The sequence below is a fragment of the Vicinamibacterales bacterium genome (assembly GCA_036012125.1).
Classification (GTDB): domain Bacteria; phylum Acidobacteriota; class Vicinamibacteria; order Vicinamibacterales; family UBA823; genus UBA11600.
This window is the reverse complement of sequence record DASCOS010000021.1, coordinates 1-19,502: the sequence shown is the minus strand read 5'-3', so window position 1 is coordinate 19,502 and position 19,502 is coordinate 1. Positions and strand designations below refer to the sequence as shown.

General features: G+C 53.8%; 17 protein-coding genes. 12 read left to right on the top strand and 5 right to left on the bottom strand.

All coding sequences use genetic code 11. The annotated features are described in order from the left end of the window. Positions 1–3 precede the first annotated feature (3 nt). Positions 4–1,245 carry a PQQ-binding-like beta-propeller repeat protein gene (locus QGH09_08225; protein ID HJO18168.1) on the bottom strand — a complete coding sequence of 414 codons (1,242 nt, stop codon included), beginning with the start codon at positions 1,243–1,245 and terminating at the stop codon, positions 4–6. A gap of 210 nt (positions 1,246–1,455) precedes the next feature. After that, the gene (locus tag QGH09_08220; GenBank protein HJO18167.1) at positions 1,456–3,498 is read right to left on the bottom strand and encodes a PQQ-binding-like beta-propeller repeat protein; all 2,043 of its coding nucleotides are present in this window, start codon (positions 3,496–3,498) and stop codon (positions 1,456–1,458) included. A 303-nt stretch (positions 3,499–3,801) separates the two neighbouring features. On the opposite strand from QGH09_08220, the gene hflK reads away from it, so the two are divergent. Together hflK and hflC are read left to right on the top strand one after the other, a co-directional pair. Further along, positions 3,802–4,812 carry an FtsH protease activity modulator HflK gene (hflK, locus tag QGH09_08215; GenBank protein ID HJO18166.1) on the top strand — a complete coding sequence of 337 codons (1,011 nt, stop codon included), beginning with the start codon at positions 3,802–3,804 and terminating at the stop codon, positions 4,810–4,812. Next, positions 4,809–5,741 carry a protease modulator HflC gene (gene hflC, locus QGH09_08210; GenBank protein HJO18165.1) on the top strand — a complete coding sequence of 311 codons (933 nt, stop codon included), beginning with the start codon at positions 4,809–4,811 and terminating at the stop codon, positions 5,739–5,741. The genes hflK and hflC overlap by 4 nt, the downstream gene beginning before the upstream one ends. Positions 5,742–5,853: 112 nt before the next feature. Here hflC and QGH09_08205 read toward each other — a convergent pair whose 3' ends face one another. Next, positions 5,854–7,731, bottom strand: a complete 1,878-nt coding sequence (locus QGH09_08205; protein HJO18164.1) for a gamma-glutamyltransferase — start codon at positions 7,729–7,731, stop codon at positions 5,854–5,856. Between the two features lie 225 nt (positions 7,732–7,956). Here QGH09_08205 and dacB point away from each other — a divergent pair, with 225 nt between their 5' ends. Beyond that, a complete protein-coding gene (dacB, locus tag QGH09_08200) occupies positions 7,957–9,483 on the top strand; it encodes a D-alanyl-D-alanine carboxypeptidase/D-alanyl-D-alanine-endopeptidase (protein HJO18163.1) in 1,527 nt (508 codons plus the stop codon). A gap of 314 nt (positions 9,484–9,797) precedes the next feature. Then, positions 9,798–10,079: an FKBP-type peptidyl-prolyl cis-trans isomerase gene (locus QGH09_08195; GenBank protein ID HJO18162.1), complete on the top strand. Its 282-nt coding sequence runs from the start codon at positions 9,798–9,800 to the stop codon at positions 10,077–10,079. On the opposite strand, the gene QGH09_08190 is transcribed toward QGH09_08195, so the two are convergent. Continuing rightward, positions 10,056–10,397 (bottom strand): antibiotic biosynthesis monooxygenase, encoded by a 342-nt coding sequence (locus QGH09_08190; GenBank protein HJO18161.1) that lies wholly within the window; start codon positions 10,395–10,397, stop codon positions 10,056–10,058. The two genes, QGH09_08195 and QGH09_08190, sit on opposite strands and share 24 nt — an antisense overlap. An 11-nt stretch (positions 10,398–10,408) precedes the next feature. Next, positions 10,409–11,551: an aminotransferase class I/II-fold pyridoxal phosphate-dependent enzyme gene (locus tag QGH09_08185; GenBank protein HJO18160.1), complete on the bottom strand. Its 1,143-nt coding sequence runs from the start codon at positions 11,549–11,551 to the stop codon at positions 10,409–10,411. A 153-nt stretch (positions 11,552–11,704) separates the two neighbouring features. On the opposite strand from QGH09_08185, the gene QGH09_08180 reads away from it, so the two are divergent. The 8 genes from QGH09_08180 to QGH09_08145 all read left to right on the top strand — a co-directional run. Beyond that, on the top strand, positions 11,705–13,597 hold the full coding sequence (locus tag QGH09_08180; protein HJO18159.1) for a CocE/NonD family hydrolase: 1,893 nt from the start codon (positions 11,705–11,707) through the stop codon (positions 13,595–13,597). A gap of 71 nt (positions 13,598–13,668) precedes the next feature. Beyond that, positions 13,669–15,687, top strand: a complete 2,019-nt coding sequence (locus QGH09_08175; protein HJO18158.1) for a hypothetical protein — start codon at positions 13,669–13,671, stop codon at positions 15,685–15,687. 104 nt (positions 15,688–15,791) lie between these two features. Next, complete coding sequence (locus QGH09_08170) at positions 15,792–16,505, top strand: tetratricopeptide repeat protein (protein ID HJO18157.1); 714 nt, start codon at positions 15,792–15,794, stop codon at positions 16,503–16,505. A 98-nt stretch (positions 16,506–16,603) separates the two neighbouring features. Beyond that, positions 16,604–16,894 (top strand): DUF1330 domain-containing protein, encoded by a 291-nt coding sequence (locus QGH09_08165; protein HJO18156.1) that lies wholly within the window; start codon positions 16,604–16,606, stop codon positions 16,892–16,894. Between the two features lie 3 nt (positions 16,895–16,897). Next, the gene (locus QGH09_08160) at positions 16,898–17,374 is read left to right on the top strand and encodes a hypothetical protein (GenBank protein ID HJO18155.1); all 477 of its coding nucleotides are present in this window, start codon (positions 16,898–16,900) and stop codon (positions 17,372–17,374) included. 86 nt (positions 17,375–17,460) lie between these two features. Continuing rightward, the gene (locus tag QGH09_08155; protein ID HJO18154.1) at positions 17,461–18,048 is read left to right on the top strand and encodes a tetratricopeptide repeat protein; all 588 of its coding nucleotides are present in this window, start codon (positions 17,461–17,463) and stop codon (positions 18,046–18,048) included. Between the two features lie 41 nt (positions 18,049–18,089). Continuing rightward, positions 18,090–18,893 (top strand): penicillin-binding transpeptidase domain-containing protein, encoded by an 804-nt coding sequence (locus QGH09_08150; protein HJO18153.1) that lies wholly within the window; start codon positions 18,090–18,092, stop codon positions 18,891–18,893. A gap of 54 nt (positions 18,894–18,947) precedes the next feature. Next, a partial coding sequence (locus QGH09_08145; protein HJO18152.1) for a PQQ-binding-like beta-propeller repeat protein occupies positions 18,948–19,502 on the top strand: 555 nt, incomplete at its 3' end.

The following is a 19,502-nucleotide window of genomic DNA, read 5'->3' as shown; positions in this document are numbered from 1 at the left end:
GAACTAGTCAGTTCCGTCTATTGTCCAAAGTGTAAGAGTTGACAGGTCTTTTACATAGACGTTGTTGCCCGAGATGGTTGGTTGTGCCCAGGTGGAGCTCGCCGCAACTTCGTAGCGTTGGATCGGATCAAACTGGATTCGGTTATGGCGGAGGATGAGTAGTTCTGCATCGTCTTGCAAGGAGAAGATGAACTGACCGGCTCCAAGGATAGCGGCGTTTTCGGCTTGCCGTGGACTGCTTGTCCAGAGGACCTGGCCGGTATCGAGGTCGAGGCCAAAATACTGGCCACTATTTAGGTGAGATAGTCCGTAAAGGACCCCATCCACGACGACTCCGTTCGTCATGTAGAGGGACACCTGATCGGTGTGCCACACGTCATCTGTTTCCCAGCTTTGACCGCGCCGTTGTACTCGGAAGGCTGTGATGCCGTTGCCACGGCCGGCTTGGATGACAGTATCCTTATACAGGATTGGAGTCAGAGAAGTCGTGATTGATGGTGTAGTAAAGGGTCGAATCCAGAGGAGTTTGCCCGTTTCGGCTGAGACGCCGACGAAGTTGTCCTGGGTAAAAGTCACGACTTGACGTGTGCCTCCGAGTTCGAACACCATTGGCGATCCGTATGCTGGACCGTCACCGTCCCAATGCCACTGGATAGCCCCGGTGGCGACATCGAAGGCCGTTAGCGCGCCGTCATTGTGTCCTCCAACGTGCACGATGACGCGGTCGCTGTCCACGATCGAAGACATTGCCGTATGGTAGAGCGGTTCAATTGGTGGGGCCGGATGTTGCCACAACTGACGTCCGGTTTCTGCATCGAACGCTGTTACGATACCACTCATTCCGAGAGTGAACAGGCGGCCGTCAGCAAAGGTCGGCGTTGATTTTGGGCCCGGACCATGCCGAAAGGCTGCCCGGACCATCTCGAATGGTGCGGGATAGCTAGCTCGCCAGAAGGTCTCTCCAGATTCCGCATCGAGTGCCAGCATCACCTCATCTTCACTTTGCCTGGTATACATAAATATCCGGTCACCAATAAGCACCGGAGACGCATAGCCTAGGCCAACTTCGATTTGCCAGCGATGCGAGAGGTTTGTAGGCCACGAAATTGGTTCGTCAAACTTTGTGACGATACCGTCACGGTTTGGTCCACGCCATTGAGGCCAATCCTGACCGAATGCCTCTGGGACCGCGGTAAGTACTGCAATAAGCAAGAAGAATGGCAGGACTAGGCCATTTCTAAACATCACTTGATTGTATTGCTAAACCGGTCGAGGAAACAGGGTCGTCATTAGTTCAGACGGGCCGTGGTATACGCGCTAGGCTCTTCTGTCTGTGTAACATGAAGTTTATTACGAGGTGTCGCGGATCTCTTGTGGCATTCGCTGCGGGTCAAACGAAAAAGCCCGGGGATCTCGTATGACCCCCGGGCCTGATGCATTTGCGGTAAGCGGTAGTTATGGTAGCGCCAACGCGACTAGCGAACTCGGATACTGAGAGCCGCCAATCTGAACGACGACAAACTGCTTGCCATCGTGGAGGTAAGTCATCATGCCATACTGGCCATTCGACGGTATTTCAACCGTGCCGAGTCGGTCACCGGTTCTCTTATTGACAGCGTGGAGAACGGAATCGCCTTGGCGCCCGTCGGTCATAACGACCAGATCACCCATCACCATAGAAATTGCTGGGCCTCCGCCACCAGTTTTGCTGAGATCCACATTTTGCAGGGCTGGATGATTCTTAACCGGGTTGGGAGTTTCACCTGTAGGAACCCACCAGAGGTGCTCCCCGCTATTCATATCGACTGCGGTAAGACGGCTATAAGGCGGCTTAAAGATTGGAAGTCCTTGTGGTCCATTCAGCCGTCCACCAGGACCTCGCACCCAATCTGCGACCGTAGTGCCCGTCGTGAAGGGGTCGTCAGCATCATCGCTGTCAATACCCGGTGCGACCAATCCGGCGCTACAGCCCATGCTCGAGGAGACATACATAATTCCGGTCGTTGGATCCATTGACACCGGATGGGTAATGTTCACGCCACCACTACAAGCGACATTCGCGACTACTCCAGTGTCGTGACCAACGTGAAGCTTTGGCATGTACGGGTCACCAATGTTGTAACGACTCATGATTTCCAACGCTTCAGCTTTCAGCTCAGGCGTGAAGTCGATTACCCGGTCATCAGGCAGCCCAAGTGTTTCTACTGGGGCCGGCTTTGTCGGGTATGGCTGCGTAGGCGATGTCCAGTTTCCAGGGACTACTGATTCTGGCACGTCACGCTCTTCAATCGGCCAGATTGGCTCACCAGTTTCTCTGTTGAACGCAAAGATCATGCCTTGCTTACTGTTTTGAATCACGGCTGGAATTTCTCGACCATCCACTGTGAGGTTCGCGATGATTGGCACGTTGGGTAAATCGTAGTTCCACTGGTCGTTATGTACAGTTTGGAAATGCCACTTTCGTTCTCCGGTCTGGACATCGAGCGCAATGGTACTTGTGCCGTACAAATTTTCACCTGGGCGGAAGCCACCGAAATAGTCAATGGTCGGTGGATTAGTTGGAATATAGACGATCCCTCGTTCGTTATCCGCGGACAGCGGAGCCCAGGACGAAATATCACCCGTATATTGCCACGCGTCGTTTAGCCAGGTCTCGTGCCCAGATTCACCCGGTCTAGGAATGATGTGGAACTTCCACATAAACTCACCGCTCTGCGCGTTGTAGCCTAGAATGTCGCCTGGCACGTTTTCAATGCGACTTTGGGTATAACCTTGTTCAGCCGAATTCCCGACAACTACCACGCCATTTACAACGATGGGTGGCGAGGAGCTCGTGATGTAACCCAGCTCCGCCGGAATTCCAAAATCAGGATCATACGGTTGGTCCCAGTTTAGCCAAGGATCCCAGTCGCCGATCAGGTGTGGTAACAAATCGACTACCCCTGTCTCAGGAAAACCTGGTAGCGGTACGGCTTCACCCCAGTTCTCGACGTGCAGCCCGGTTTTGGCGTCGATGGCGTGAAGAAAGAAAGCGGGTGTTACGAGATAAATAACCCCTCGACCATTTATCTCGTCATATCCAACGCCCTTGCCATAGCTAGCTCGCATGGAGCGTTCCCATCTTGTCGTGTTGGGCTCGCGGTAGGTCCAGAGTGTCTCTCCTGTAGAGGGATCGAGTGCAACAACGGTTCGACGCTCTCCGGCCACACTGTAGAGAATTCCGTCAACGTAGGTTGGCGTCGACCGAGAGGTGCTAGCCGGGACAGGACCGAAGTTGTCGCCTCTCCAGAGCCAGGCAATTTCAAGATCCTCAAAGTTCTCGCTGTTAACTTGATCGATTGGTGAATAGCGTGTTCCCCAAGAGTCAGCACTTTGGTAACGCCACTCGCCGTAAGGGTTGTTACCGTCTTGAGCAACAGCAGGGGTATGCCACGCCACGAGGGTGGCAAGCGCAAAGGCGATGTAAACCTGACGCCGGCGAATCGAATGAAATCGCATCTCGTTAATCCTCCATGACCTGTGGCTACGTGACCTCCTCACGGGTCGAGAAAATCCTACCCGGTTTCCTAGGCCTAGCGTTTAGAAATACCGCCAAGCCCACCAGAATCCCCACGAGTGTCACCTGATTTTAGGATGTTTGCGAGCAATCTGACAACTAACTGTCTTTTAGGCGTCCTGGGCACCGCCTGGCGAGATAGTTCGCAGTCATCCTCTCGATTGTCTCAATTCGAAGAGCGTCGACTGGTTGTTTGAGGCCGGCCGCCAAATTCCTGATAGTCTGTGGAGCTAGGAGACAGAACTATGGACGATAAAAGCTTTGATATTTCTCAAATACGAGTGCCAGACATCTCATCCAAGAGTATTGGCACTGGTGTAATCGCCTTGCTCATTGTGGGAGGGTTGCTGAATACCCTCTACCAAATCCAACCAGAGGAAGTGGGGGTTGTTCTGAGGTTCGGACGTTATGTTCGTACTACCGATCCAGGCCTCCGAGCCAAACTACCATTAATTGAAACTGTGGTTAAGGTGCCAGTTCAGCGACAGCTGAAGCACGAGTTCGGTTTCCGCACGGTTGAGGCCGGCACTCGAAGTCGCTTTTCCGAGCGTCAATTCTCCGATGAAGCAGTGATGCTCACTGGCGACCTGAATGTGGCAGTCGTGGAATGGATTGTGCAATATCGTGTTTCCGAGCCAGAAAATTATCTATTCAAGGTCCGCAATCTCGACGACACCTTCCGTGCGATGAATGAAGCCATAATGCGTGAGGTTGTTGGAGACCGGACCGTTACGGAGGTCTTGACTGTTGGACGCCAGGACATTGAAACGCGCGTTGAACAACAACTGCAAGAACTTGTTGGCCAGTACGAGATGGGCATCACGGTGGAGCAGGTGGTCCTACAGGATGTGAATCCGCCAGACCCGGTTAAGCCGTCGTGGGATGAGGTTAATCAAGCGCAGCAGCAACGCGACCGATTGATTAATGAAGCGCGCGCTGAATATAACGCAGTCATTCCTCGAGCACGGGGTGAAGCGCAGCAGGCCGTTCTTCAGGCCGAAGGCTATGCGCTTGATCGCGTGAACAGGGCGCAAGGCGACGCGGCTCGTTTCGAGGCGGTTTACGATGCTTATCGCCAATCGCCAGAGGTGACGCGTCAGCGACTCTATTTAGAAACGATGCAACGGGTATTGCCGAAGGTTGGTGGAAAGCTGTTTCTCGCTGAAGATGCGAACGGTGTTGTGCCTCTGTTATCACTGGACACTCTCCGACAGACCGTTGGAGTTCCAGTACCAACTGCGGGAGGTGACCGATGAAGTCACGTACTGTTACGCAACTCTTCGTGTTGGTTTTAGCTCTCGTCGTCCTGTCAAGTGCGACCTATCAGGTTCACGAAACGAACCAGGTCATCATTACGCAGTTTGGAAATCCGATTGGGGATCCTATGACCGAGCCCGGTCTACACTTCAAGGTGCCGTTTATCCAGAAAACCAATTACTTTGAAAAACGGTTTTTGGAATGGGATGGAAGTCCAAATCAGGTTCCAACGAAGGATAAGCGATTCATCTGGGTTGATACCTATGCCAGATGGCGCATCGTTGATCCTCTACGATTCTTTCAGAGGCTCAGGGATGAGCGCGGTGCTCAGTCTAGGCTCGACGACATTCTCGATGGAGAGACCAGGAACTCGGTGGCCCGGTATGACCTGATTGAGATTGTCCGTAGTAGCAATAGAGACCCTGAGGACGTGCTGGTGGAATCGGAGGAGGAGGCAGCGATACTAGAAGAGATTGGGATGGGGCGAGGACAAATCGCGGCCGAGATTCTTGAACGTTCGGCCCTCAGCACGGCCGATTTTGGTATTGAACTGCTTGACCTTCGGTTAAAGCGAATCAACTACGTTGAGGAGGTTCAGCAAGATGTTTTTGCTCGCATGATTGCCGAGCGACAGCGAATTGCTGAAGAGTTTAGGTCCGAGGGAGAAGGGGAGGCCGCACGGATTGGCGGCGAGCGTGATCGTGAGCTCCAGCGGATTCAATCTGAGGCGTATCGTGTGGCGGAGGAGCTTCGGGGTGTAGCCGATGGAGAGGCTACGGCTGTCTACGGTGACGCGTACAATCGCGATCCCGACTTTTATGCTTTTACGAAATCCATGGAGACGTATGAGAAAACTATGGACCCAACAACGGTGTTCATTCTTGGTACTGACAATGAACTATTGAAATACCTAGAGCAGCCTCGATAGCTGTAGTTTCGGCTAGCGCGGTCAGTACTAGAAGATAGAGATGGGCTCCTGCGCCGGGTACTCGCAGAAGCCAAGGTCGGTCTTCATTAAGGAGCTAGCCTGCTACGTAGTGCTACCAAGCGACTCCGTAGTCCTCACCGTGATGACTTGCACCGCCCCACATTGTGCCGTGTGTTCGATCGAAATAGATGGCTTGCAGTGGACCCGAGGTGCGGTCGCGAAAGTCTAGACGGTAACCCATTCCAGTGAGTTCCGCTCGCACCCACGGTGGGACTGACTCGTTCAGGGTTAACCGACCAGGCTCGGCCTCGTGCAGACCGAATGAGCTCTTCAACTGATAGCTCGTAATGTTGGCTGCCTCGGCCGCCTGCTGGACGTTCATTTCGAACTCTACGATATTCAAAAAGAGTTGGAGGAGGTTCTGATCTTGGGAGTCTCCGCCTTGGAGGGAAAAAGCCAGAAACGGTTTGCCATCTTTCAGCGCCATGCTCGGTGTCAAAGTAACGCGTGGACGCTTTCCAGGTTCGACAACGTTATAGGGATTTATCGATGGGTCTAGCACAAAGCTCTGCATTCGCTGGCTCATACCGATGCCTGTTCGGCCAGCGATGTAGGCTGGATTCCAGCCGCCGCTTGGTGTGATGGAGACAACCCAGCCATTTTCATCAGCTGCTTGCACTGCTGTTGTGCCCGCAAAGAACCCTGCCTCAAATTCCTGCCGCTTCTCGTCGCTCCAGTTCGCGGCCTGGTCTTCAGTGGTTCGATTCCAGGTATCGAGATAGTGGCCATACGGATTCACTCCCCCTTGGAACGGGTATGGATCGCCTGGTCCGATTGTCGGGTCATTGTGATCAGGATTGATAAGCGCTGCACGTTGCTTGGCGTATGCCTTAGACAGTAAACCGTTGACCGGTTCCTCTGGCGGGAAGTAAGGGTCTCCGTAATAGAAATCACGATCGGCATACGCCAAGTTCATAGCTTGATACACCGTGTGGATATATTTTGAGCTGTTGTAACCCATCGACTTCAAATCGAAATCCTCAAGGATGTTAAGAGCCTGGAGTAAAACAGGCCCCTGAACCCAAGTATTGAGCTTGTAGACGTCGATTCCCTTGTAATTCGTTTTGACTGGCTCCTCAATATAAACCTGCCAGTTCGCCAGGTCCTCAAGGGTGTGCAGGCCTCCACCTTCTCGTGAGCCGCGCACATACTCTTCGGCGATGTCACCCTTGTAGAATCGGTCGTAGGCTGCATAGATGGCCTCCTTCCGGCTCTGGCCAGCTGCAAGTGCCTGTGCTTCAGTATCGACGAGCTTCTGTAGAGTGTCGTGTAGGTAGGGCTGGCGGAAGATTTCTCCTGTGCGAGGTGCCTCACGTGCTTCTCCAAGGTGGGGAAAGAATGTCTCACGTGAATATTTCCATCCCTTGAGTAAGGCTTTGCTCCGCTCAAGGCTATTAGCTAGCCCCTCTTCGATCGGGTAGCCGTCGGCCATCTGCATCGCCGGTGCTAGCACCTCTTTAAGACTAAGAGTGCCAAATTCGGCAAGCATGACCATTAGGCCACCTGGCGTTCCTGGTGTCACCGCTGCTAGCGGGCCGGTCTCGGGTGGAAAGTCCATTCCCTGTTCATGGAAGAATTCCGGTGTTGCGCCCGTCGGAGCAACACCAAGCGCGTTGATGCCGATCACCTTCTGTTGGTTCGGGTCGTAGATTAACGCTTGCGTTTCTCCACCCCAACTTAAAGCGTCGAACATTGTAGAGGTCGCGCCAAGCATCGCGCACGCGGCGTCGACGGCATTTCCGCCCTTTTGAAACATCATTGCGCCCGCCGTGGCAGCCAACGGTTTCCCCGTGATCGCCATCCAATGCCGACCGTGTAGAACAGGCTTAGCTGTTCGCTGGGCTTCGGCGTCGCCAAGACTAAGTAAGACGAAGGTTCCCGTCAGAAAAATGACTATAGCTCCGAGCGCTACCAACCTACGTATGGACATAGGGGCCCCCCTCAAAAGATGCAAGAAATCACCCCTATCCTACCGTTCGTCTGTTCAATAGCACAACTGGTATCGAGTTAGTGGCGCACAAGGGAAGGGTAGAGGGCTCACAGGATGTGCTGAGCTTGGAAATCTGTATAAGGGAGTACTTTTCTTGGGATTTTGAGAGATATTGCGAATGATCTCGGAGGGCATTAAGATTTCCCCTCATCAAATTGGGAGAGGATGACAATTAAGGTAGTACTTGGCGCAATAGGGCTCCTGATTGGGACAGGGTGTGTCACCTCCACCGCTCGTGTGGAACCAGACCTCGCTCCGGTGCGCGAGAGAACACGCAACACGTCGGGGGAGGCGTTACCGGCCGTTGTCCAACTCGACCGAGATCTCTCAGGCCTCTTCGAAACATCGCGATTTGATCACACGCTGTGGAGCGTGGCGGTTCGGTCTCTCGACAGGCAAGAGGACCTTTATCGTCTGAACCCTGACAAGTTGGTCATGCCGGCCTCAAATATGAAGGCCGTGACGCTGGCAGCTATGGCGGAACAGCTTGGATGGGATTATCGGTATGAGACGCAACTGTTGACAGGGGCTCCGATTGAGGACGGGACGCTTCGCGGTGACCTCATCGTACGCAGTAGTGGGGATCCCTCCTTCAATCGTTTGCATACCGACCCAGTGGAGGTGTTTCGTGGCTGGTCGAACAAGCTAAAACAACTTGGCATTCGCATTATCGAAGGCCGGCTCATAGGGGACGATAATGTGTTCGACGAAGCCACGCTCGGGGCTGGGTGGGCGTGGGATTATTTGGGTTATGGATATGCCGCGCCAATTGGGTCCCTACAGCTGTATCAGAACATCGTGGCTCTGGACATTCGTCCAGGTGCTGCGGTGGATGACCCGATTATCGTCGAGGTGAGTCCTGCGCATAGCGGTCTTGAATTGGATATCCGAGCTCGAACCGGCGCTGCGGACACTTCAGCCACTTTGAATCTCGTTCGCCTTCCTGGCCAGGCTGTCCTTGAAATTACCGGGTCCCTTCCAGTGACCGCCGAAGCGTTTACGCAAACAGCATCAGTGCCTAATCCCACAGAATTTTTCGTGCGAAGTTTACGAGCGGCATTGAGCGAGAATGGCATCGTTGTTCGAGGTGCCGCCATCGACGTTGACTCCCTTCAAGATGGCTACGATGAGCCACTCAGACAATTACTCCTTCACCGCTCTCCGCCCCTCACGGAAACGGGTCGAGTTCTCATGAAGGTCAGTCAGAATCTTTATGCCGAAACGTTCCTGAGAACTCTTGGCGGTCAAGATGGAGGGAGGAGCAATGTCGCCGATGGACGGGAGGCCGTTCAGGCGGTGCTGTCATCCTGGGGTATTTCCCCCGAAGCGTATGTGCAGTATGACGGCTCAGGCCTATCACGCTACAACTATGTCACCACTGACATGTTGATCGCGATATTGGAGAGGATGCATCAAGATACAACACATGCTACTGCTTTTAAGGCTACGTTACCCATTGCAGGGCGGGATGCATCGTTGCAACACCGCATGAAAGATACGCTTGCAGAAAATAATGCGCGTGCAAAAACAGGATCGATTTCGAATGTGCGGGCTCTGTCAGGGTACGTTACTACCAGAGATGATGAACTGTTAGCGTTTTCAATCGTTGCTAACCACTTTCACCTCCCGCAGTCCACGATCGATGCAGTTACGGACCTCGCGGTTGAATATTTAGCGGGCTTCAGGAGATAGTCGCCATGGCATTGCGAATGTGGACCTCTTCATCTCCTTCGGCAGTTCATCCATAAGGGGTTGCACTGCTTACTAGACCGGGTTATACAGAATTGGGAATTGGACGTAGCTGAGGATTGATGATGAATGTGGGCCCCACAAGGTTGCTTGCGGTAGTGCTTCTGTGTTCAGCGTGTGGTTATACGGATTGTGGGAGTTCAGAGTCTGCTTCCAGCCCGACTGCGCCCACCTCAACGTCTACAACTGTTAACGTTTCGTTCAGCGCTACCGATCTCGTGGTCGGAACTGGAACTCAGGCGGCTAACGGGAATCCCGTGACTGTCCACTACACTGGCTGGTTGTATTCCTCGAGTGCTGTGGAAAATAAAGGACAACAGTTTGACACCTCCTCTGGAGGGGCCGGATTTAGCTTTACCTTGGGTACGGGTTATGTGATCGCTGGATGGGACCAGGGAGTGGTTGGTATGCGTGTGGGTGGAAAGAGGCGATTGGTAATTCCACCTGCTCTCGCCTACGGCGCTAATGGAGCCGGGTCAATCCCAGGGAACGCAACCCTAGTGTTTGACGTTGAACTAATTGGGCTCGCTGGAAGCTGATTGGATCACTTCGTGCAGTTCAAACACGTTATCACCTGCGAACATTTCCGGGGGCGGTCGGTCTGAGTGGGCCGTCTTTAAATCGGCACTGTTCGTCCAGTTGACGAAGTTTTCCACCTGCTCCCAATAGGTCAGCACGACATGGTAGGCGGAACGCCCCATCGACCGACCATGCATGGCGACCTCGGTTGGTTTCAAAATCTCGAGGCGCACGAAACCGGAATGCCCCTCGACGAGGCCTGCCCGGGTGCGGAACCGTTCAGCGAAGGCTTCTTCTTGGCCATCGGCCACTGGAATTCGATTTGCAACTACGATCACAGCAGCTCCTGTTATACCCAGCCGTTCCGTCGGAATTTGCGAAGAGTATCGGTGAATCGTTCCAACTCATCGGGAGTAGCCGAGAGTGAAAGCCGGTTGAACGACAGTAGCGGCGGGAAGGACCGACCGACGAGAATGCCGTGGTCACTCATCCGTTGCCTATATTCCGCTTGGTCACCCCGGATTTCGTGAAATAGAAATGCCGTGTGACTCGGAAAGTACTTCAGTTCAAGCTCGTCAAGACAATTTGTGACGACCTCACGGCACTGCTCCCAGATCGCGAGGCTTTTCTGGGTCCAACTGGTATCCTCGAGCGCCGCCAACGCGCCGGCTAGTGCGAGCATATTGGGACGGCTATGGTTGGCGAACAGTTCCAATCGTTGGGCGGTGCTGGCAGCACAGAGACCATACCCGATTCGTAGACCGGCCATTCCGTAGAGTTTGGAGAATGTTCTCGTGACGAGAACGTTGGACTTCTGATGCACCCATTTATCGGCTGACCAGTAACTCGCGTCGGCGACGAAAGGAAAATACGCTTCGTCAATCACGAAGAACACGTTGTCAGTGGCCGAGGCTATCCAGTCATCCACCTCAGCGCTAGGAGTAAGCGTCCCGGTTGGATTATGGGGATTACAGATATACACGACCGTGGGTTCCTTCCACTGGGCAGCGAGCGCCTTCATACGGTTGATGTTGTGTGCGGAGTCACTCGTTAGCGCCACCCTTTCAACGCGATATGGAAAGGGCTCTCCGTATTCGATGGCATTCTCGTAGGTTGGGTGAGCCTGGAGCAGGCGACTATTGGTGGAGGCATGGGCCTGAATCGCACAACGGATTAACTCTGTGGAGCCTGCGCCGAGAATGACCTGATCAACACTTAGACCGTGGAGTTCGGCCAACCGGGCCCGAAGTTGGCCTCGGCGTGCCCGTGGATAGTGTGGTACCTCTTCGAGGGTCTCAAGAATTGCCTGACGGGCACCAGGCGGTAGCCCGAGCGGATTTGAATTGTGATTGAGTTGCAATACCTTCTGGGTGTCTGACGCAGCCTTGGAATGATGAGTGGGGCGAACGGGTATGGCTAAGGATTCGTTGCCGGTGATAGCAAGACCAGCCCAGGCACTCGTTCCACTGGTGATGAATGTTCGGCGGTCCATACAGTGTTCTCCCATTGAGAATGAGTTAAAGTTCCGACTCCCATCATATCCTGTACGATGGTTTTGCCGAATGTGACAAGATCGTTGGGTTCTACCGAAATTGGAGGCAGTGCATAGGTCTGTCATCTATAGATTGTGTTGAGGGGGAGTGGAATGCGCGTCTCGCAACGGATAGGTTTGAAGGGCATGGCTGCCGCAGTGGGCATCCTTACGTTGACGGGCTCGACGGTTTCCGGTCAGTCGGCTGACCCTGCATTTGATGTGAGGATGCATTACGACAAATCCGACTACATGGTTCCGATGCGTGACGGGGCGCGTCTTTTCACGATCGTTTACACCCCGAAGAACGCATCGCAGACCTACCCGATTCTACTGGTAAGGACCCCGTACTCTATTGCGCCTTACGGTCCCGACGAATATCTGGATGTAATCGGTCCGTCGGTGGAGTTCGATCGCGATGGCTATATCTTCGCGTTTCAGGACGTACGAGGAAAATTTCGTTCAGAGGGCGAATTTCAGGTCATTAAGCCGCTACGGACAGATGACGCTGGCGTGGATGAGAGCACTGATAACTATGATGCGATCGAATGGCTCCTCCAGAATATTCCGAACCATAACGGTCGGGTTGGGCAATGGGGAATTTCGTATCCGGGCTGGCAAACGGTGATGGGTATGGTCGGCGCGCATCCTGCCTTGGAGGCTTCCTCACCGCAGGCCTCTCCCTCCGACATGTTTATTGGCGATGATTGGCACCACAACGGGGCTTTCCGCCTCATGTATGCCTTCTCTTGGCTGTCCCGGAATGCCCAAACGCGGTCAGGTCAGACCGAGCAGCGGGCTACGGCCTTCGACTACGGGACGCCCTGGGGCTATAGATTCTTTTTGGAGGCTGGAACCTTGGCCAATCTCACCGAGCAATATTTTCAGGACCGCGTGCCCGCCTGGACGGAGTTCATGGAACACGGCACCTACGACGACTACTGGCAACAGCAGAACGCACTCCTGTCTCTCGATGGGATTAACCATCCGGTATTGAACGTTGCCGGCTGGTTTGACGCTGAGGATTTCTATGGCCCGCTGTCGATCTATTACACGTTAGAACAAATGAATCCTCAGAACCAAAGCACGCTGGTTGTCGGTCCTTGGTTACACGGTGGCTGGCGCCGGATGGACGGTGATGTGCTTGGATGCGTGGAGTTTGGCTCAAAGACCTCTCATTATTTCCAGCGCGAAGTTCAGTATCCCTTTTTTAGTCAGCATCTAAAGGGTGCTGGTGAGTGGCAGTCGCATGCGGCCGAAGCAATTGTCTTCGAAACCGGCGCCAACGTGTGGAAGACCTACGACGTGTGGCCTCCGGAAGCTGCCGAACCGGCCTCTCTCTACTTTCATCCAAATGGGCGGCTCTCGTTTGAACCGCCGTTGAGTCGCAACACCAATACTTACGATGAATATGTGAGTGACCCGGAGAACCCTGTGCCGTTTTCATCTGAAATCCGTACGACCCAGGGCCACTTATGGATGATCGAGGACCAGCGGTTCGCCTCCACACGACCAGATGTCCTGGTCTATCAGAGCGACATATTGACCGAGGACGTTACGATCGCGGGTCCGATAGTGGCTTCATTATTCGTTTCAACGAGTGGCACGGACTCGGACTGGATTGTGAAGTTGATTGATGTTTATCCCGGTGATGCAGTTGGCCAGGCTTGTGATGTGCCAATGGGCGATTTTCAGATGTTATTGGCAGGTGAAGTGTTCCGAGGCAAGTTTCGGGACAGTTACTCCGAACCTCGGCCGATGGTGTCTGGTGAGGTTACGGAGATTACATTTGACCTTCGTGACCGTTACCACACGTTTAGGGCAGGACATCGGATTATGGTGCAGGTGCAGAGCACCTGGTTTCCGGTGATCGATCGCAACCCGCAACGCTTCGTCGATATATACAATGCGAATGCGTCCGACTTTGAAGTTGCGACTCAGCGGGTTTACCGGTCGGTGGAACTACCGTCCCATCTGACGGTCGGAGTGCTCCCAGGTCAAGATTGACACCCACCACCTGACTGGTTGCTCTCTGCCGGATTTATTGCGGACATGGTGTCTGTCAGCGTTTAATTCCAATGGCCTCATTGTTCGGCCTTCGTGCCGGTACCTACGACGTGGCGATGCACAGGTTTTGGCCTGGGCTGAAGCGGTTCGGGGCCTTCGTAGCGCTTGCGGGTTGTTGCGCGCTCGTGCTCTACGGCCGGGTTTATCTTAGTTACGACCGGGTTCGTATTTCGGTTGTGGATTCTGAGCGTTTGCCATCGGATGGTTCGATGGCGGTGATACTCCCGGATCTTTCTCGCCTCGCGGAAGGGCCGACTGCAATCGTCTTAACTCTGCATAACCAGGCGCTGACAACTAGGTCCATCATGGTGGCAGATAGGGATGTGTCGTTGTCGCGTTTCGAGATTCGCCCGAATGAAACACTACGTGTCGACCTTAGTGTGCAGGCAGGTTTAAGGACTGGTGACACGCTACATGTAGTGGGGGATGGGGACGGGTGGAGTCTCCAACATCTTGAGGTCGGTAACGCTCACGGGTTCTCCCATGGATTGTTCAGCTTTGTCGTTGTGCCCCAAAGTGTCGAGCGCTATGAAGCGGTGTCGATAGTTGGCGCCCTTTCGCTGTTTGTGGTTCTCGTGGTGCTGGCGTGTCCGTTGTTTCGCTTCGATAACTATCGCTACGTTCGGCTCGCCGAGATTGCACTGATCACGGTGGCGTCCTTTCTGTTCTTGGTCATCGCAGTTCTCCCGATGGTCTCGCAGTACAGGGTACTGCTGTCGCTCAGTGCGTTTAGTGTATGCCTTGGAGCGGTCTATTTACCCGTAACGCTTCGGGCAACTCGGAATGTTTGCCGAGCGCTGTGGAGTCTCTATTCTGACCACCGGGAGGAGGTCGACGGCTTCCTTCGCGCTGCTCACGGTATGTGGGTGGCCACTCGAATCAAGATGCTATACAGCGCGGTGATTGTGCTGTTTCTTGTTTCGGTGAGCAACTTTTATTCGTCCAGTACTGGTTTTACGTCCTTAATACTTTTTGGCGATCGATTTGAGGCGGTGGTTCTGCCGACTGTGCAGGAGGTACCCCACTACGTCTATCAGGACTCCCCTGGCTACGACGGCCAGTTCTATGCGCAACTTGCTATTGATCCCCTTCTGCAAGACCCGGCGATTGAACAGGCAATTGACACCTTTGGGTATCGAGCGCCACGCATCTTATTTTCCTGGACAGCATTCCTGTTAGGTCTAGGGCAGCCAGCCTTGATTCTGCAGGCCTACTCGGTGCAGAACATTTTGTGTTGGTTCATTCTGGCCTGGTTGCTTCTTCGTTGGTTCCCTCCGCTCACACTGCGGAACTTCATGCTTTGGTTCGGCTGCTTGTTCGGCCAAGGCCTTATCTCATCAGTTCGTCTGTCCTTGCTCGCCGGCCCGAGTTTGCTCCTGCTAGCTCTGGCGATTATTGCGATTGAACGTGGACGGCCTTGGATAGCCAGTGCTGTGCTCGGGTTCTCTGGACTCGGACGAGAAACAAATTTGCTTTCAGGGGTGTGTCTATTTGGACGTAGATGGCGTCCATTAAGGGTCGAGGACCACGCGGCTTCGCTAGTTCGCATTTTTTTCGTCGCAGTGCCCCTGGCTCTTTGGTTGGGTTACCTGTATTTCTCGGAACACGGGGTCACTATGTCCTCGGGTCGCGGAAATCTTGCTGCCCCTTTATTAACTTTTCTTGCGAAGTGGGATGTGACTCTCGCGGAGCTCCAAGAGTTCGGCTGGACAGGCACCTATGCGAGATTTAGTCTTTTGTCGCTCGTGAGTCTGACGACTCAGGCAGTGTTTCTTGCGTGGCAACGAGAGTGGAGTGCACCTTGGTGGCGTATCGGAGTTGCCTACGCGCTATTGATGGTGTTCCTAGGCCCGGCCGTCTGGGCTGGCGACCAAGTCGCCGCGAATCGTGTGCTGTTACCAATGACCGTTGCGTTCAATGTGCAGTTGGCACACGCTCGTGGTTCATGGCCGCTTGTGATTCTTGGTAATCTCACGGTGTTACATGGCCTGGAGAGCCTCCGGGTGCCGTGGTTGTGGCTATACCTGTAGACATGACCGGGGCCGGTCTACGGACAATCAACGGGCCAGATTATGCATCCTCTGATGCGTTGAACCAATAGACCACCAGCAGTAAGATCAGGGTCTCTCTCACTATGACGGGTTACCACGCAGGTCCCATCGCCCGCCTCCTTTCCGTTTTCATGATTCTTGGTGTCGCCTCGTGTGCTTCACAAGAGTCTACAGACCTGTTCCTGACGCCAGAGGAAATTGTTGAGCAAGAAATTACTGAACTTCGTACACGAGCGGACCAGGGTGATGCTGCTGCCCAGTACCTTCTTGGGTGGAGATATATCAATCGTCGGGGCGTCGAGAAGAATGATGTTGAGGCAGTCCGGTTGTGGACGCAGGCGGCCGACCAAGGCAACCTTTCGGCGCAACTCACACTGGCCGTCAGGTACGATAACGGTGAAGGTGTTGTGCAGGACCAAGCGGAAGCAGTGAGGTGGTACCTACTAGCGGCCGACCAAGGCCACGTGGGAGCTCAGGTCATCTTGGGAGGAAGATATGCAAACGGTCGAGGCGTTGAGAGGGACGATGTAGTGGCGGTTGAGTGGTATCGGAAGGCTGCTGAGCAGGGCAACGTTCGTGCCCAGTATTCCCTTGGGGCCATGTATGAGACCGGTCAGGGTATCAGTCAGGACAATGTGCAGGCATATCTATGGTACGATCTCGCTGCGTCTCATCCATCCGTCGAGCAGGAGCAATCAATTAAGAATCGTGACATCGTGGTGACCCAGATGACTCCTGAGGAACTTGCGGAGGCTCAACGCCTTGTCCGAGAGTGGCGTGGAGGGGATGAGTCCTAGTTACCACTCTTTCCTATATGGTGTTAAGTCTCACGGTTCGGGGTGCTGTGCGTTCATGAACCTTCTTTAATGACCACTTTGTAAGGAGCGCTAATCTCATGCCAAAGGGTTACTTAGTTGGACACTTCACCTTGACCGATAAGGCACGGTTCATGGGCGAGTATGGAACCAAAATTGTAGCCATTCTTGAGGAATGCGGTGGAAAGGTCCTTGTTCGCGGTGGTCCGGTGGGTTACCGGGAAGGTGAATCAGCGGACATTGAAATTGTGGTCGAATTTCCAGATAGTGAGGCAGCACAACGGTGTCTTCAAAGCGAGCCTTATCGAGCGATCAAGGCCGGGCGAACCGACAACAGCACCGGACGGCTCGTGATTGTGGACGGAGTGTAATGTTTGCGTCTGAGCAGGCGACGGTTTCCTGTCCGGCTGACCGTGGTTGTGAGCCTCAGCGTTGTCTCTTGCGGGGGAATGGTTCGTCCTAGTCCGACTGTGCCCACCACCGTAGGCTACGTGACGACCCAAGCGGATATCGTTGACCAAGGCAAGGGGAGTTGGGGCAGACTCCAGGACCAGTCTCTTGATATTTGGGCCGTCTACACCGGAAAGTGGTGCGCGGCCAACTTAACTGCGGAAGTTTTCACGTATGCGTTTGGGGGCGGAACTTTTGATACCCGGGATCCCCAGTTGGATGCCGTCACGGTTTCTCATGAGAGCCTCGTTCGTACCGATGAGATCTTTTCACTGTCACTCTTTCCGGTTTCTCAGCTCTGGACTGCATGGTCGGATTCCGGCTATGACCCAGGCTTCCGATGGTTCACTCGGATCACCTACAGTTGGGCCGAAGTGACCTGCTCCGTGACTCCTCCGTGAGCCCTGGGTCGCTACGTTGAGCCCATCTGAGGACATCGCTAGAATGGCCGGTGATTAGAAGTGTCTCGTAATCTTTGGTCCTGCCGATGATGAAAGGCTTTAAGTTCCTCTTTTTGGCGAATCTGTCTGTGGTGTTTGTGTACTCGATGGCGATGTACGCTAGCCAAGAGCCGACACCTACAGAGGTCACTGAAATCCGGGCGCTGGCCGAGCAAGGAGATGCCGAGGCGCAGAACCAGCTCGGTAGTTGGTACTACGCAGGGCGAGGTGTAGCGAAGGATGACATTGAGGCAGCGCGATGGATTGGCCTGGCGGCTGACCAAGGTCATGTTCCAGCACAATACAACCTCGGTCTGTTGTATTTCAGGAATCGTGGCGTGGACGGTAATGATGCCGAGGCTGCAAAGTGGTACCGGCGGGCGGCTGAGCAGGGCTACGCACCAGCTCAGGGAGCCCTCGGGTACATGTTGGCCTATGGAGCCGGGGTTGAGGAGAACGCCGTCATGGCCTATATGTGGCTCGAGCTCGCTCGGAACGGTGCGACGGATGAATTCACACGGAGGCTGTATGCCCAGCAGCGCTACGAACTCGCGCAGCGTATGGTGCCCGCCGAGATTACCGAAGCAACCCGGCTCGCCCAGGAATGGGTAGCTGCTCGTTCGCGGCAGCAATAACCTTTCGTAGATGAATCATTGAACGGGATGAAGTGAGGGCGATGACTAGACGACACGCCTGTTTCAGCGGCCTCGCGGGTATTGCGCTTGCGATGGTGAGTGTGCCGACTGATGCGCTGCAGAACGCCCCGACCCCAGGAGAAGATGCGGGTATTGCTCAAATCTTTGCCCAACACGACTTGAATGGGACCATCGTGCTTGCCTCGACGAGTTCCAACCAACGCTTCATACATAATGCCCCTCGTGCTACGAGGGAATTCTCTCCAGCGTCTACTTTTAAAATCATGAATACCTTAATTGCGCTGGAGGAGGGAGTTGCAAATAACAAAGATGAAATGTTTATTTGGGATGGTGCTCAGCACTCAATTCAAACTTGGAACAGAAACCATTCCTTAAAAAGTGCCTTCAGGGTCTCCTGTGTTTGGTGTTATCAGTTATTGGCAAAGAAGATTGGTGCGAAACAATATAAGCATTACTTAACTCTTTCCGAATATGGTGATTTGGATAACAACTTTAGTTCGACTGAATTTTGGCTTGATGGTTCTTTGAGAATTAGCGCAGTAGACCAAGTTGGTTTCATTAGACAGGTTATTGAACGAAGCTCCCCATTTTCTGATTCTTCCTATGAAGAATTACGCAACATTATGCTGATGGAAGAGACGGCCAACTACAAATTACGGTTTAAGACTGGATGGAATGGCTCAATTGGTTGGATTGTCGGATATGTTCAAACCAGAGATGATTCTTGGGTATTCGCACTCAATGGTGACGTGGAGAAGGTGAGTAAAATGTCTCTCCTCCCAGGGGTGATAAAAGACATTTTTCGAGAGAAGGGGATTGTTTAAGCTGACCCGCTGCCGAGCAGCGATAGGCTTTCGTCCTTCACTCGAGCAGGAGGCATGATGAAGCAACTTCGATGCGATTGTGGTGTCCTAGCCTTGGCGCTCTTGGGAGTTCCTGCCGTGTGCTCTGCGCAGTTGACTGGCGTTGAGGGCGGGGAGTGGCGCTACTTGGGCGGTGATGCGGGGAGTACCAGGTCTGCTCCGCTACTGAATCAGATCGACGCCTCAAATTTTTCGGATCTGGAAGTCGCCTGGATCTGGCAAGGGCATAACTCAGGTGGGGGTGTCGAGTATACCTCTCGGTCCACGCCGGTCTTTGTGGATGGTGTGCTTTTCACGGTCACCGGTCAGCGGCGGCAGGTAGTGGCGATCGACGCCGCTACTGGCGAGAGGCTTTGGACTTTTCGCGAGCCGGAGACGATGAGGTATTTACGTTCACCGAGGACAGATTTTGGAAAGGGTGTCGCTTACGCTGAGGTGGATGGACGGGGTGTGATTTACATCACGACGCCAGCCTTTTTTCTGTGGGCACTCGACGCCAAGACCGGTCGGCCTCTGGAGAACTGGGGTGCCCCCGTATCGTTGGAAGGTTTTTCCGAAGGAGGTGTCCTT

Coding starts and splice junctions, on each gene's coding strand:
- QGH09_08225 (HJO18168.1), bottom strand. CDS start 1,245: ATGTTTAGAAATGGCCTAGTCCTGCCATTCTTCTTGCTTATTGCAGTA.
- QGH09_08220 (HJO18167.1), bottom strand. CDS start 3,498: ATGCGATTTCATTCGATTCGCCGGCGTCAGGTTTACATCGCCTTTGCG.
- hflK (HJO18166.1), top strand. CDS start 3,802: ATGGACGATAAAAGCTTTGATATTTCTCAAATACGAGTGCCAGACATC.
- hflC (HJO18165.1), top strand. CDS start 4,809: ATGAAGTCACGTACTGTTACGCAACTCTTCGTGTTGGTTTTAGCTCTC.
- QGH09_08205 (HJO18164.1), bottom strand. CDS start 7,731: ATGTCCATACGTAGGTTGGTAGCGCTCGGAGCTATAGTCATTTTTCTG.
- dacB (HJO18163.1), top strand. CDS start 7,957: ATGACAATTAAGGTAGTACTTGGCGCAATAGGGCTCCTGATTGGGACA.
- QGH09_08185 (HJO18160.1), bottom strand. CDS start 11,551: ATGGACCGCCGAACATTCATCACCAGTGGAACGAGTGCCTGGGCTGGT.
- QGH09_08180 (HJO18159.1), top strand. CDS start 11,705: ATGCGCGTCTCGCAACGGATAGGTTTGAAGGGCATGGCTGCCGCAGTG.
- QGH09_08175 (HJO18158.1), top strand. CDS start 13,669: ATGGCCTCATTGTTCGGCCTTCGTGCCGGTACCTACGACGTGGCGATG.
- QGH09_08170 (HJO18157.1), top strand. CDS start 15,792: ATGACGGGTTACCACGCAGGTCCCATCGCCCGCCTCCTTTCCGTTTTC.
- QGH09_08165 (HJO18156.1), top strand. CDS start 16,604: ATGCCAAAGGGTTACTTAGTTGGACACTTCACCTTGACCGATAAGGCA.
- QGH09_08155 (HJO18154.1), top strand. CDS start 17,461: ATGATGAAAGGCTTTAAGTTCCTCTTTTTGGCGAATCTGTCTGTGGTG.
- QGH09_08150 (HJO18153.1), top strand. CDS start 18,090: ATGACTAGACGACACGCCTGTTTCAGCGGCCTCGCGGGTATTGCGCTT.